Source organism: Cognaticolwellia beringensis (assembly GCF_002076895.1).
GTDB lineage: Bacteria > Pseudomonadota > Gammaproteobacteria > Enterobacterales > Alteromonadaceae > Cognaticolwellia > Cognaticolwellia beringensis.
In genome coordinates this window covers 2,482,315-2,497,216 of sequence record NZ_CP020465.1, presented here as the reverse complement: position 1 = coordinate 2,497,216, position 14,902 = coordinate 2,482,315, and the positions used below count along the sequence as shown (strand labels likewise).

Annotated in this window: 6 protein-coding genes, 2 tRNA genes and 3 rRNA genes; 5 read left to right on the top strand and 6 right to left on the bottom strand. The window is 42.2% G+C overall.

The features are described from left to right. Positions 1–951: 951 nt before the first annotated feature. Positions 952–1,918 (top strand): IS630 family transposase gene (locus B5D82_RS10680; RefSeq protein WP_245807639.1). Its coding sequence is split into 2 segments (ribosomal slippage): positions 952–1,352 and positions 1,351–1,918, totalling 969 coding nucleotides; the frame shifts between segments, so codons are not numbered across the junction. A 366-nt stretch (positions 1,919–2,284) separates the two neighbouring features. On the opposite strand, the gene rrf is transcribed toward B5D82_RS10680, so the two are convergent. The 5 genes from rrf to B5D82_RS10655 all read right to left on the bottom strand — a co-directional run bounded on the left by rrf (position 2,285) and on the right by B5D82_RS10655 (position 7,797). After that, positions 2,285–2,399, bottom strand: a 5S ribosomal RNA gene (rrf, locus tag B5D82_RS10675). Between the two features lie 135 nt (positions 2,400–2,534). Continuing rightward, positions 2,535–5,428 (bottom strand): 23S ribosomal RNA (locus tag B5D82_RS10670). A gap of 426 nt (positions 5,429–5,854) precedes the next feature. After that, a tRNA-Ala gene (locus B5D82_RS10665) sits at positions 5,855–5,930 on the bottom strand. Positions 5,931–6,053: 123 nt separating this feature from the next. Further along, positions 6,054–6,130 (bottom strand) — tRNA-Ile (locus B5D82_RS10660). 122 nt (positions 6,131–6,252) lie between these two features. Beyond that, a 16S ribosomal RNA gene (locus B5D82_RS10655) occupies positions 6,253–7,797 on the bottom strand. The 16S, 23S and 5S rRNA genes sit together here with 2 tRNA genes alongside, the layout of an rRNA operon. A gap of 1,128 nt (positions 7,798–8,925) precedes the next feature. Between B5D82_RS10655 and B5D82_RS10650 the strand changes: the two genes are divergently transcribed. Both B5D82_RS10650 and trmA read left to right on the top strand, forming a co-directional pair. Continuing rightward, positions 8,926–9,372 carry an RNA recognition motif domain-containing protein gene (locus tag B5D82_RS10650; protein ID WP_081151421.1) on the top strand — a complete coding sequence of 149 codons (447 nt, stop codon included), beginning with the start codon at positions 8,926–8,928 and terminating at the stop codon, positions 9,370–9,372. Positions 9,373–10,245: 873 nt separating this feature from the next. Further along, positions 10,246–11,340, top strand: a complete 1,095-nt coding sequence (trmA, locus tag B5D82_RS10645) for a tRNA (uridine(54)-C5)-methyltransferase TrmA (protein WP_081151418.1) — start codon at positions 10,246–10,248, stop codon at positions 11,338–11,340. Here trmA and fabR read toward each other — a convergent pair. Continuing rightward, positions 11,321–11,977 (bottom strand): HTH-type transcriptional repressor FabR, encoded by a 657-nt coding sequence (fabR, locus tag B5D82_RS10640; protein WP_081151416.1) that lies wholly within the window; start codon positions 11,975–11,977, stop codon positions 11,321–11,323. The genes trmA and fabR overlap by 20 nt on opposite strands. Before the next feature lie 231 nt (positions 11,978–12,208). Between fabR and B5D82_RS10635 the strand changes: the two genes are divergently transcribed. Both B5D82_RS10635 and sthA read left to right on the top strand, forming a co-directional pair. Beyond that, the gene (locus B5D82_RS10635) at positions 12,209–13,327 is read left to right on the top strand and encodes a fatty acid desaturase (RefSeq protein WP_081151413.1); all 1,119 of its coding nucleotides are present in this window, start codon (positions 12,209–12,211) and stop codon (positions 13,325–13,327) included. Positions 13,328–13,396: 69 nt separating this feature from the next. Beyond that, on the top strand, positions 13,397–14,839 hold the full coding sequence (sthA, locus tag B5D82_RS10630) for a Si-specific NAD(P)(+) transhydrogenase (protein ID WP_081151411.1): 1,443 nt from the start codon (positions 13,397–13,399) through the stop codon (positions 14,837–14,839). The last annotated feature ends 63 nt before the right edge of the window (positions 14,840–14,902 follow it).

Here is a 14,902-nt window from a genome sequence, read left to right as displayed (position 1 = left end):
TTTATCCTATACCTGTTGTTTTTAAACGATATATATTAAAAATATTAAACTTTACGACGGCTAATCATTCTTTTTATGGAATAGTAATATCACTAACTACCTGATCTTTAATATTGAATATAGAAGTCCAATTAATTAATAACATTGGTATTAGTGAGATTAGTATTAACTTTGTGTCAAACCCCTGAAATCAAAAACGACTCTTTCGAATCGGCATGTAAACGTATAAGAATGTACTCATGCTTTAATCGTACAGCTGTTAGTGACTGATCGCATAAATCTGATAGTTTTAAATCTTAGAAAGAAAAAATTCCGACTCTATCGAGCCAGGCTCTTGACCTACAAGTTTCTACATGGATGTACGTTAGTAACGTAATGCAGGAGCAATTATTGAGATTCACTAATGCCGTGGTCACATGGGATGTGCAGGAACGGCGTCCCAGAGAAAAACACCCACACACTCTTTACCACCAGCACTAACACGTTTCATGCACAAGTTTTATTTTATAAATCCCAGGCAGCAAAAAGCCCGTTACTTTCGTAACGGGCTCTTGACGTGCAGTGACGAGTGATTATTTACGTAAAACATAAGGAAACAGAAGGAAACAGAAGTTAATTTGATTTAAGCCCTCATTAACTTCTCTTTCCTCGGTGTAGGACGCAGTCCCTCGGTGTTCTCTGTGGTGAACCTTGTTGTGTGTTTAAAAAATAAAAGATTATGCACCACCGAGTAAGTACTGAGGCGCTGCGCGCTTCACCGAGCAGTGCTCTTAACAGTGTAAGACAAATCTATTCGCCTGAATAAAATCAACTAAAGGTGACTAATACCAATCTGCACAAAGATGTGATCTAATGTGTTTTTATTTTGGATGCAGACACCACGCTTTGGAACAACTCACCTCAGTAGATTTACTCAAATTATCAAGAAAGGAAAAAGATGGGCGAAAGCGTATGCGTTTGCTTGCTGTTTCATACTTTTTAGATGGTCTCAGCAGAACGGATATTTCAACGACATTAAAAGTCGCTCGTTCAAGTGTTAATCGTTGGGTCACTGCTTATTTGACGAAGGGCTTGTCGGGCCTTGATAGTGTTAGCCCGAAAGGAAGACCTTCTATGCTTTCTCCAAAGCAACTAAGCCAACTTGCTCAATACGTTGAAAATCAGAGTTGCTCAACGGAGGGAGGTCGACTTATGGGACAAGATTTTTGTACCTTTATTAAGGAAGAATTCGACATAGATTATCATCGAGATCATGTATATAAAATACTGAAAAAACTAGGGTATTCATGGATAACAAGTCGCTCTAAACACCCTAAGCAATCACAAAGCGTCCAAGACGTTTTTAAAAAGCTTCCAGATGGAAACGATCCTTAACATCCCCTTTAATATTAGCTTAGATAAAGTTGATGTTTGGTTTCAAGATGAAGCACGCTTTGGCCAGCAAAATACAACAACAAGGTTATGGGCGAAAACGGGCAGTAGACCTAGAGCAGTAAGACAACAACAGTTCGAATATGCATACATGTTCGGGGCTGTTTGTCCTTCGACGGGCGCTACAGAGGCATTGATCTCACCCGTGATGAACAAAGACGTAATGAAAAAGCATTTAAAACAAATATCACGAGCCACACCCGAAGGTAGATATGCTGTTGTAGTAATGGATGGAGCTGGTTGGCATACAGAAGACACATTTGAAGATTTAAAAAATCTAGTCATGATCAAGTTACCTCCTTATTCCCCAGAGTTAAATCCAATTGAGCAGGTATGGCAATGGCTAAGACAAAATTGCCTAGCCAATAGATGCTTTAATGGCTATGAAAATATAGTTGATGAATGCAGCAATGCTTGGAATATCTTCAGAAGTGACGTAAAAAGAGTAATGTCGTTATGTAATCGTGACTGGATTAATCTGATTTAATGCTTATGCAGATTGGTATAAAGCCCCCACAAGTTTCAAGCTCATTTTTGATATATTATATTTTCTAAACACCAGAAAGCAAAAAAACCGTAGCATCAGCTACGGGTTTCTCTAAATAGAAGCCTAGCAATGACGTGCAAGTTCCTACATGGATGTAGGTTAGTAGCGTAATGCAGGAGCAATTACCGAGATGCACTAATGCCGTGGGCACATGGATGTGCAGGAACGGCGTCCCTCTCACATAAAGAGAAGAACACCCACACGCCCTTTACCACCGGCGCTAACACGTTTCATGCGCTAGTTTTATTTTCAAATTCCAGACAGCAAAAAGCCCGACTCTTTCGAATCGGGCTCTTCTAAATAGAAGCCTAGCAATGTCCTACTCTCACATGGGAACTCCCACACTACCATCGGCGCTAACACGTTTCACTTCTGAGTTCGGAATGGGATCAGGTGGGGCCATGTCGCTATTGTCGCTAGACAAAAAGGGTACAATCTTGAAAGCCGTTCATTAAGACGTGTCTCAATGATAATAAATACGTTTATTTTCTCTTATTCATCACTATGTTATGCGTGATGTTTGTCAAACTTACCTACAAAACCACTTGGGTGTTGTATGGTTAAGCCTCACGGGTAATTAGTATTGGTTAGCTCAATGCCTCGCAGCACTTCCACACCCAACCTATCAACGTTGTAGTCTCCAACGACCCTTTAGGGAGCTTAAAGCTCCAGTGAGAACTCATCTCAAAGCCTGCTTCCCGCTTAGATGCTTTCAGCGGTTATCAGTTCCGAACGTAGCTACCGGGCAATGCTATTGGCATAACAACCCGAACACCAGCGGTTCGTCCACTCCGGTCCTCTCGTACTAGGAGCAGCCCTCTTCAATTCTCAAACGCCCACGGCAGATAGGGACCGAACTGTCTCACGACGTTCTAAACCCAGCTCGCGTACCACTTTAAATGGCGAACAGCCATACCCTTGGGACCGACTTCAGCCCCAGGATGTGATGAGCCGACATCGAGGTGCCAAACACCGCCGTCGATATGAACTCTTGGGCGGTATCAGCCTGTTATCCCCGGAGTACCTTTTATCCGTTGAGCGATGGCCCTTCCATACAGAACCACCGGATCACTATGACCTACTTTCGTACCTGCTCGACGTGTCTGTCTCGCAGTTAAGCTGGCTTATGCCATTGCACTAACCGTACGATGTCCGACCGTACTTAGCCAACCTTCGTGCTCCTCCGTTACTCTTTAGGAGGAGACCGCCCCAGTCAAACTACCCACCAGACAGTGTCCCCAAGCCCGATAAGGGCCCTAGGTTAGAACATCACGCATACAAGGGTGGTATTTCAAGGTTGGCTCCACTTCATCTAGCGACAAAGTTTCAACGCCTCCCACCTATCCTACACATGTAGGAGCAATGTTCACTGTCAAGCTATAGTAAAGGTTCACGGGGTCTTTCCGTCTAGCCGCGGGTATACGGCATCTTAACCGCAATTTCAATTTCACTGAGTCTCGGGTGGAGACAGTGTGGCCATGATTACGCCATTCGTGCAGGTCGGAACTTACCCGACAAGGAATTTCGCTACCTTAGGACCGTTATAGTTACGGCCGCCGTTTACCGGGGCTTCGATCATGAGCTTCTCCGAAGATAACCCAATCAATTAACCTTCCGGCACCGGGCAGGCGTCACACCGTATACGTCATCTTTCGATTTTGCACAGTGCTGTGTTTTTAATAAACAGTTCCAGCCACCTGGTTACTTCGACTCTCCGATGCTTACGCCGCAAGGGCTTCACATTAGAGAGCGTACCTTCTCCCGAAGTTACGGTACTATTTTGCCTAGTTCCTTCACCCGAGTTCTCTCAAGCGCCTTAGTATTCTCTACCTAACCACCTGTGTCGGTTTGGGGTACGGTTCCTATATATCTGAAGCTTAGAAGCTTTTCCTGGAAGCATGGCATCAATGACTTCAACTCCGTAGAGTCTCGTCTCGTATCTCAGCGTTTAAATGAAATCCCGGATTTACCTAAGATAACCGCCTACGTACTTTCACACGGACTACCAACGCCGTGCTCACCTAGCCTACTCCGTCCCTCCTTCGCAATATATAGAAGTACAGAAATATTAATCTGTTTCCCATCGACTACGCGTTTCCGCCTCGCCTTAGGGGCCGACTTACCCTGCCCTGATTAACATGGGACAGGAAACCTTGGTCTTTCGGCGGGGGAGTTTTTCACTCCCCTTATCGTTACTCATGTCAGCATTCGCACTTCTGATACCTCCAGCAAGCTTTACAACTCACCTTCAACGGCTTACAGAACGCTCCCCTACCACTTGAACCTAAGTTCAAATCCGCAGCTTCGGTGACTAGTTTAGCCCCGTTACATCTTCCGCGCAGACCGACTCGACTAGTGAGCTATTACGCTTTCTTTAAAGGATGGCTGCTTCTAAGCCAACCTCCTAGCTGTCTATGCCTTTCCACATCGTTTCCCACTTAACTAGTACTTTGGGACCTTAGCTGGCGGTCTGGGTTGTTTCCCTCTTCACAACGGACGTTAGCACCCGTAGTGTGTCTCCCGCATATCACTCATTGGTATTCGGAGTTTGCAAAGGGTTGGTAAGTCGGGATGACCCCCTAGCCTTAACAGTGCTCTACCCCCAATGGTGTTCGTGCGAGGCTCTACCTAAATAGATTTCGGGGAGAACCAGCTATCTCCCGGCTTGATTAGCCTTTCACTCCGACCCACAAGTCATCACCGCATTTTTCAACATACGTGTGTTCGGTCCTCCAGTTGATGTTACTCAACCTTCAACCTGCCCATGGGTAGATCGCCGGGTTTCGGGTCTATACCCTGCAACTAAACGCGCAGTTAACACTCGCTTTCGCTACGGCTCCCCTATTCGGTTAACCTTGCTACAGAATATAAGTCGCTGACCCATTATACAAAAGGTACGCAATCACCGGACTAAATCCGGCTCTCACTGCTTGTACGTATGCGGTTTCAGGTTCTATTTCACTCCCCTCACAGGGGTTCTTTTCGCCTTTCCCTCACGGTACTGGTTCACTATCGGTCAGTTAGGAGTATTTAGCCTTGGAGGATGGTCCCCCCATGTTCAGTCAACGTTTCACGTGTGCCGACCTACTCGATTTCATGATAAGTTTATTTTCGTGTACGGGGCTATCACCCTGTATCGCTCTACTTTCCAGTAGATTCCACTAACTTACAAACCACTTAAGGGCTAATTCCCGTTCGCTCGCCGCTACTAAGGAAATCTCGGTTGATTTCTTTTCCTCGGGGTACTTAGATGTTTCAGTTCTCCCGGTTCGCCTCATTAAGCTATGTATTCACTTAATGATACCCGCCTTACGACGGGTGGGTTTCCCCATTCGGACATCTCAGACTATAACGGTTTTTATCACCTTATCTGAGCTTTTCGCAGATTAACACGTCCTTCATCGCCTCTAACTGCCAAGGCATCCACCACATACGCTTAGTCACTTAACCATACAACCCTAAGTGGTCTCAGCTGTCAGCTATAAGCTTTCAGTTTAAAACAGTTAGTACACATCGGAGACTAATCCGACGCAATTGTAAAGTCTGACATTTTCACGCACACAAAGTGTGTCTTGAATAAGAGTGGTAAACATTCCGAAGAATATTTACCGGGTTGATTACGTTTCCGAGGAGGACCCGTAATCACCATTATTAACAGGCGATATTCCCGTTAACAACAGTTTGGTATTTATAATTTATGAACAACAGCGCGACACCGTGTTCATCATATAAATACCGGTATTTATATCAGCTTTCCAGATTGTTAAAGAACTTGTCATTCACACGCATTCGGTGGTGACTTGGTTAAAAACCAAACTTAAAGTAGCTTAAATGAAGCATAACTTAAGTTTGGTCTTTCTATTCTTAGTGAAGAAGTGGTGGAGCTAAGCAGGATCGAACTGCTGACCTCCTGCGTGCAAGGCAGGCGCTCTCCCAGCTGAGCTATAGCCCCGCAATGGGAAACATACTTTTAGCTAGAGCATAAACGCAGATTTACGTCAGTTGCAAGGCGGTTTATCGCGACGTGTAGGCATTTCTACACGAGTGATGAACCAACGCCGCAAGTGGCGTAAATTGGTAGGTCTGGGCAGACTTGAACTGCCGACCTCACCCTTATCAGGGGTGCGCTCTAACCAGCTGAGCTACAGACCTATTTCTCTTTCAAGAATTTACGTCCGAAGCTAGCATGTTTGGACTTCTTCTAATTTGTTATCATGTAATTTGTGTGAACACTCGTAGAACCGAGGTTCTCATTAAGCTGTTTTACTTCAAGATAAGGAGGTGATCCAACCCCAGGTTCCCCTAGGGTTACCTTGTTACGACTTCACCCCAGTCATGAATCACAAAGTGGTGACCGTCCTCCCCGAAGGGTTAAACTAGCCACTTCTTTTGCAACCCACTCCCATGGTGTGACGGGCGGTGTGTACAAGGCCCGGGAACGTATTCACCGTAGCATTCTGATCTACGATTACTAGCGATTCCGACTTCATGGAGTCGAGTTGCAGACTCCAATCCGGACTACGACAAGCTTTGTGGGATTCGCTCCACCTCGCGGTATTGCTGCCCTCTGTACTTGCCATTGTAGCACGTGTGTAGCCCATCCCGTAAGGGCCATGATGACTTGACGTCGTCCCCACCTTCCTCCGGTTTATCACCGGCAGTCTCCTTAGAGTTCCCGACATAACTCGCTGGCAAATAAGGATAGGGGTTGCGCTCGTTGCGGGACTTAACCCAACATTTCACAACACGAGCTGACGACAGCCATGCAGCACCTGTCACAGAGTTCCCGAAGGCACAAGTCTATCTCTAGTCTCTTCTCTGGATGTCAAGGGATGGTAAGGTTCTTCGCGTTGCATCGAATTAAACCACATGCTCCACCGCTTGTGCGGGCCCCCGTCAATTCATTTGAGTTTTAACCTTGCGGCCGTACTCCCCAGGCGGTCAACTTAGCGCGTTAGCTACGCCACCCACAGATCAAGTCTACAGACGGCTAGTTGACATCGTTTACGGCGTGGACTACCAGGGTATCTAATCCTGTTTGCTCCCCACGCTTTCGTGCCTCAGTGTCAGTCTTTGTCCAGGTAGCCGCCTTCGCCACTGATGTTCCTTCCAATCTCTACGCATTTCACCGCTACACTGGAAATTCCACTACCCTCTACAAAACTCTAGCTTGCCAGTTCAAAATGCAGTTCCCAGGTTGAGCCCAGGGCTTTCACATCTTGCTTAACAAACCACCTACGCACGCTTTACGCCCAGTAATTCCGATTAACGCTTGCACCCCTCGTATTACCGCGGCTGCTGGCACGAAGTTAGCCGGTGCTTCTTCTGCGAGTAACGTCACAGCTAGCAGTTATTAACTACTAACCTTTCCTCCTCGCTGAAAGTGCTTTACAACCCGAAGGCCTTCTTCACACACGCGGCATGGCTGCATCAGGCTTTCGCCCATTGTGCAATATTCCCCACTGCTGCCTCCCGTAGGAGTCTGGGCCGTGTCTCAGTCCCAGTGTGGCTGATCATCCTCTCAAACCAGCTAGAGATCGTCGCCTTGGTAAGCCATTACCTTACCAACTAGCTAATCTCACTTGGGCTAATCAATGAGCGAGAGGTGCCGAAGCATCCCCCCCTTTGGTCCGTAGACGTTATGCGGTATTAGCAGTCGTTTCCAACTGTTGTCCCCCACTCAAAGGCATATTCCCAAGCATTACTCACCCGTCCGCCGCTCGTCAGCAGATAGCAAGCTATCTCTGTTACCGCTCGACTTGCATGTGTTAAGCCTGCCGCCAGCGTTCAATCTGAGCCATGATCAAACTCTTCAATTAAAAATCGTTTGTGATGCTCACCTTAACGAACCGAAGTTAACTAAGAAAAGACATCTGCTCAATGAATTCTGTCGTGTTTCTATCTATCCGACTAAAGAAGATAAAAACTACATAAAACGTATTATTTAAACCCGAAAGTCTAAATGATACTTATTTTTTGTGTGACATCATATTAAGCTGTTTTTTTGTTATCCGAGGATAACTATGTAAAATCAACGTTAATGTGAGTGTCCACACAAATTGCATGATAACTAATTGTTAAAGAACGTTAGTTGATACTCGAAGTAAAAAACTAACCGAAACAAAATCTCATTCGCTTTGCTTCGTTGCTGCAGGCCTTGCCTGAAGCGAGATGCGCATTCTACGCAACTCAGTTTTAATGTCAACGTTTTATTTCGTTTTTTTAAACTTTCTTTTCAGAAAATTCAAAACCCTACTTTAAAACGTTAAGTTAACTCATTCAGCCTAAACCGTGCTAGATAACTTATTAAAACAGTTCGTTGGGGTTACCCCTTGGAACTGGAGCGCATTTTAGAGATTTCTCGCTTCACGTCAACACCTAAATACAATTAAATTGCGAAAAGATGTTTGTTTGCTTTTTAATTACACAGCTAGCATTTTTATTGAGCTATAGCCGTTTAAATAGCAATCAGCACATATGCAATATTACTTAACAGTACTGAATTTAATGTCGATTGGTGGCTAGTTTATAATTTTCTATCACTAAAATTATGCTTTATATAGGCGCATTTACATTAACAACCCTACTAACTAAGTAGCTCCCCTTATATTAGTGAATAAACCAAAGTCACCTGATGTGTTACAGACTTAATCGAAATTCCAGTATAGCTTCAATCTCGATACGTCCTATTGTGCTAAAAAGTAAGTCATTAGGCGCAAATCATGATGAACGTGAGATTATGTAAAACAAAGGACTACATTAGTACTATATATAGTAGTAACTTTATCGGAGCTCATATAACGCACCTTTTTACTATTCGACACCCCAAAAGATACTTACTTGAATAAATTGCATAAAAATCACACTTATTCTTGCACATTACCAAAAGGTGGGTAACATAGAATTGCAATTTAAGTTTTTTATAAAATAATAATTAGGTATCCATTATGAAGTCTCCCCAAGCATTAACGCTAATTGTTGCGTTAGTATTTTCTGTCGCTATTTATTTTTTAGCTAACAGTAATGTATTTGAACTTACCAGTATGAGCGTTGCAGTTGTCGCTTTTGTTTGTGCATTTATCGCGCCCTTAGTTGGAAAAGCCGAAGCAAATGCACAAGAAGCAGACACAAGCATTAGTACACTCTACGTTGGTAACTTACCGTATAGAGCGAATGAAGCAGCAGTAAGAGAATTATTCTCTGAGTATGGTCAAGTTCAGTCTGTAAGATTGATGAAAGATAAACATACTGGAAAAAGACGCGGCTTTGGTTTTGTTGAAATATCAGCAGCAGATGCTGAACAAGCTGTTGCGTCTTTAAATGACAGTGAATTTCAACAAAGAACTTTAAAAGTTCGAGAAGCAAAAGAACGACCAGAACAGATTGTTGAATAACTTTTTGACTATATAGTACTAGTAAGTCTTAAATCATTGTTAATGCCGCTCATTTAAAACTGAGCGGCATTTTTATATCTGATGAATCGCTGTAGATTAATTTCTATTATGAAAGGTACCCACATCCTTAACATAAAAATGAAGCTAATATTTACTTTCATTTTTTAAATAAAATACTAGCTTCAGTAATCAAAAAATATAACATTATTCAAACAACAACTATAAAAGCTTAGGTGTTGGTTACAACTTGACCGACTTTAGTGATGACTTAAAACTGACAGACTACGAGTATAAAGGCTGGTTTATTAACCTTGTGGGTAAATACTAAAGCGACCTTATATTAGATTAAATTGGGTTATATTTTTAGCCAAAATACATAGCATATAGCGCACAGGTTAAAGTTAATTAACATTAGTTTTAACCTGATTAATGACGGTATACATATTGGTTTTAAGCAAACTGGCGTTATAGGCAATACCGGTATGTGTATTGTCGGTATGATATGAGTGCTGTCGGTCGGTATATTGTCTGTATGTGTATTAGGTAGGTAAATATTGACGGCATAAATGCCGACCTACAAATGATATCCACTGATAAGCAAGTCATCATTAATGCATACAGTTAAGTATCAAACACCTTCTTGTAAGGACAGCGTAAACTCATTTATTAATTTATTCGAAATTACTATCTACATCACTTCTGGGCTAAATATCATCCAGATTTTGAGAATAAAGCCGTTTTGTTTGACTAAGGGCTATGCTTAAAAAGCGAATTCTTCTAGAATACAGCCATTATTTAGTAGACAAAAATTGGTCTCTCGCTAGAATCTCCGCCTCATCAGGTAGCGATGTCCACTTTCAACAAGGTATTTCAATGTTTAGTCATATTCATCCCGACAATTATCAACAGCAGCTTGACGAAAAACAGCAAAGCATTTCAAGCACTTTCGCTCAATTTGACTTACCAACATTTGAAATATTTCCTTCGCCAAGCTTAAATTACCGTCAACGTGCTGAGTTTCGAGTTTGGCATGAAGGTGATGATCTCTACTACATTATGTTTAATAGTGAGACGAAAGAAAAATATAAAGTAGAAGATTTTCCTGTTGCCAGTGTGCTTATCAATCAATTTATGACCGCATTGCTAGCCGACATAAAACATAATGATGTATTACGCCAACGTTTATTCCAAGTTGATTTCCTATCAACACTCAGTGGCGAAGTTTTAATTAGCCTGCTTTACCACAAACAACTAGACGAACAGTGGATTGAACAAGCACAACAATTAAAGCTGCGTTTATCTGCCATAGCGCCCGTTGATATTATTGGCCGAGCGCGTAAACAAAAAGTGGTGTTAGACAAAGACTTTGTCATGGAAACCTTAACGGTAAATGGCGAGAAGTTTCATTACCAACAAGTTGAAAACAGTTTTACTCAACCCAATGCCAAGGTAAATGAAGAAATGTTACTTTGGGCTCAACAAGCGACTAAAAACCTCGGTGGCGATTTAATTGAGCTGTATTGTGGTAATGGCAATTTTAGTATTGCTTTAGCACAAAACTTTGATCGCGTATTAGGCACAGAAATATCAAAAACGTCAGTAAAATCTGCACAAATTAATATTGCGGCTAACAAATTAGACAATGTTGATATTGTAAGAATGGCGAGCGAGGACTTCAGCCAGGCAATGAACGGCGAACGTGTATTTCGTCGCTTAGAAGGCTTTGATTTAACCAGCTACAATTATCAAACAGTATTAGTTGATCCGCCGAGAGCCGGTCTTGACCCTGACAGTGTTGAGCTAGTGTCTCGTTTTGAGCGTATTATTTATATTTCATGTAACCCAGAAACGCTGCGTGATAATTTAACAGAACTGGTTAAAACCCATAAAATTGAGCATTTTGCTTTATTTGATCAATTCCCTTATACCCATCACGTAGAAACGGGTGTTATTTTGTCACGCCTTTAGTTTTATTACTGCGTACTTCGTTGCGATTTTCATTACGACCACTAAACTCAAATGCACCACGAGCAATAAACCTCAGTTGTTTAATTGTTCGTTGTGCTAATTGGGCTAAGTCTTTTTTATCATAATCTAAAGCATCAGAGCCGGCGCTAAAAACAATAGTGACGGCTGCATTGGCTTGCAAATAAGCAATTTCAGCATCAAGCTTATTTGCTTGTTGCAAGTAGTCACAAAGCTCTAAGGTAAAATAACGAATTTCGCGATTAACCGCCGCACGAAACGCTGGCGAAGTGCCTGAACGTTCTCGTAATAACAGGCGAAATATGTTGCCGTTACTTTCAATAAACTCCATAAAAGTACGGACAGAAATTTGGATAACAGAGCCACCTTTTTCAATGCGCTGCCTAGCTTGTCGCATTAACTGGCGTAAGGTTAAACCCGCTTCATCAACTAAAGTTAAGCCCAATTCGTCCATATCTGAAAAATGGCGATAAAAAGAAGTCGGCGCTAAACCTGCTTCTTTGGCGACTTCACGTAAACTAAGGCTAGAAAAACTGCGCTCACTACTCAGTTGCCCTAAAGCTGCATCAATTAATTGACGACGCGTTTTTTCTTTTTGAAGTGCTCGAATACCGCTCATCGCCAATACACCTAATATTTATTTCACTCTAAAACTAGGCTGATATGATACTTAAAATCATTAACAATGCTAGTAAATAGATGTTAAATGCGTTGCGATGACAAAAGTATTAACGGTTATTATCACGAAAAATTCGTCATCAGCACTTGACTCAGCATCGAGTAAAGATAGAATAGCGTACATGTGTACACCGAAATATTTTTTGGTGCTTAGCCCCTAGATGGATAATTAATGAAAAAACCACCTATTATTTGGTTAAATGTATTTGTATTTAGCATTACCTTTTTATTTGCTGCAATCGCAGTGCCTTACCGTGCGTTTACTCATGGCTTTGATGCCACAGAAATCACCGCTGCTATTATTTGCTTTATCTATTGTGGCATGTCAATCACAGCGGGTTATCACCGCCTTTGGTCCCATAGAACTTATCAAGCCCATTGGTCTTTAAGATTAATTTACGCGTTAGGTGGTGCATTTGCCCTACAAAATAGCGCCTTACATTGGTCTTCAGACCATCGCATTCATCACAAACATGTTGATAAAAACCATGTTGACCCTTATTCGGCAAAAATGGGTTTTTGGCACTCACACATAGGTTGGATGCTAAGAGATCACCAACCTGCGAAATATAATGACTACAACAACGTTCGCGATTTGCAAAAAGACGCTATTGTTGTTTGGCAGCATAAACATTATTTATTACTGACCATATTAATGAACTTCGGCGTGCCCATTTTATTCGGCTTATGGCACGGTGATATGATCAACAGCTTGTTGTTACTTGGCTTTTTGCGTTTAGTGCTAAGTCACCACACCACATTTTTTATCAACTCGTTAGCACATATCTGGGGCAAGCAAACCTACACAGATAAAAATACCGCACGCGATAATGGCGTTTTAGCCTTTTTTACGTTTGGTGAAGGCTACCATAACTACCATCATATATTTGAAAACGACTATCGTAATGGTATTCGTTGGTGGCATTTTGACCCAACAAAATGGCTAATTAAGGGTTGCGAGCATTTAAAGCTAACCTCGAAATTACGCGTAACACCTGAAGTTAAAATAGAAAAAGCGCGTTTATCGATGATCTTGTTACGTAGTCAGCAAAAGCTAGCAGCCCACCCTGACGCTGAGCAATTATTAGAAAGATTGCAGCATGAATACGATGAACTTATCCATAAGATCAACGAGTTTTACGCTGTGCGTAAAGCATTAATTGCCACTAAGCGTGATCAATTAATGGCAGATGTCGAAAATTCAGAAGTCATGGCACAATACCAAGAAATTAAGCGAAGATTAGCTGAACAACAGCGAAGCTGGCAGAATATGGTAGAAAAACTAGCATAAAAACAGTTACGTTCGATTTAATTCCTGCTAAAATTTTTACCATTGAAGCAGGAATTAAAGGGTTAACCGTTGAGTAAACAAGCAAAAGCTGAGACGAAGAAAAGCAAAAGTTCGACTAAAAGCTATGATTTCGACGCCATTATAATCGGCACAGGGCCTGGTGGCGAAGGCGCGGCCATGAACTTAGCCAAACGAGATAAGCGTGTTGCTATTATTGAACGCTACCATCATGTTGGCGGAGGTTGTACGCACTGGGGCACTATTCCATCAAAAGCATTGCGCCAATCAGTTAGCCGACTTATCGAATACAACTCCAACCCGCTATTTAATGCCGGTCAAAATGCTAAACAACTCACCTTTCAAGATATTTTAAGTCACGCATCTGCGGTTATTCGTAAACAAGTCAATTTGCGTAGCGGCTTTTATAATCGCAACCAAGTTGAGCATTATTACGGTGAAGCTTCGTTTGTTGACGCAAACACCATTGAAGTACTTCGCACTGACGGTACAATCGATACGATTACCGCCAAACAAATAGTTATTGCCACTGGCTCTCGCCCTTATCACCCAGACGATGTTGATTTCTCGCACCCAAGAGTTTATGACTCCGACAGTATTTTATCGCTTGAGCATTCTCCACGCCAAATCATTATCTATGGTGCGGGTGTTATTGGTAGTGAATACGCCTGTATTTTTCGCGGTTTAGGGGTCAAAGTAGATTTGATCAATACCCGTGATCGATTGTTATCATTTTTAGATGATGAAATGTCAGACTCATTAAGTTATCACTTGTGGAACAACGGCGTTGTTATTCGCCACGGTGAGCAAATTGAACGCGTAGAGACAAATGAAGATTCAGTAATAGTGCATTTAGAGTCAGGTAAAAAAATGCGCGCTGACTGTTTATTATTTGCCAATGGACGTACCGGTAACACCGCCGATTTAAAACTTGAAAATGCCGGTCTGAAAGCAGATGGACGTGGACAACTAAAAGTTAGCGACTCATACCAAACTGACGTAGAAGGTATTTTTGCAGTGGGTGACGTTATTGGTTATCCAAGCTTAGCCAGTGCCGCGTTTGATCAAGGCAGAATTTGCGCCAGCGCAATGTTAGATGGCGATGGTAAAGCTAAACTTACGGTTGATATTCCTACCGGTATTTATACTATTCCAGAAATCAGCTCTGTCGGTAAAACCGAGCAAGAGCTAACAGAAGCAAAAATACCGTATGAAGTGGGCCGCGCTCAGTTTAAGCATTTAGCCCGAGCACAAATATCTAATAATTTAGTCGGCTCTTTAAAAATTCTCTTTCACCGTGAAAGCAAAGAAATATTAGGTATTCATTGTTTTGGTGAAAATGCGGCAGAGATCATTCATATCGGTCAAGCCATTATGCAGCAAAAAAATGGTGGCAATACCATTGAATACTTTGTGGAAACTACCTTTAACTATCCAACAATGGCAGAAGCTTTTAGGGTAGCAGCATTAAACGGGCTAAATAGACTGTTTTAAAAGAAAATAGGGCAGTGTTATTAGCTACATTGCCCTTTTATCAACACTGTGTTTATTTAAACC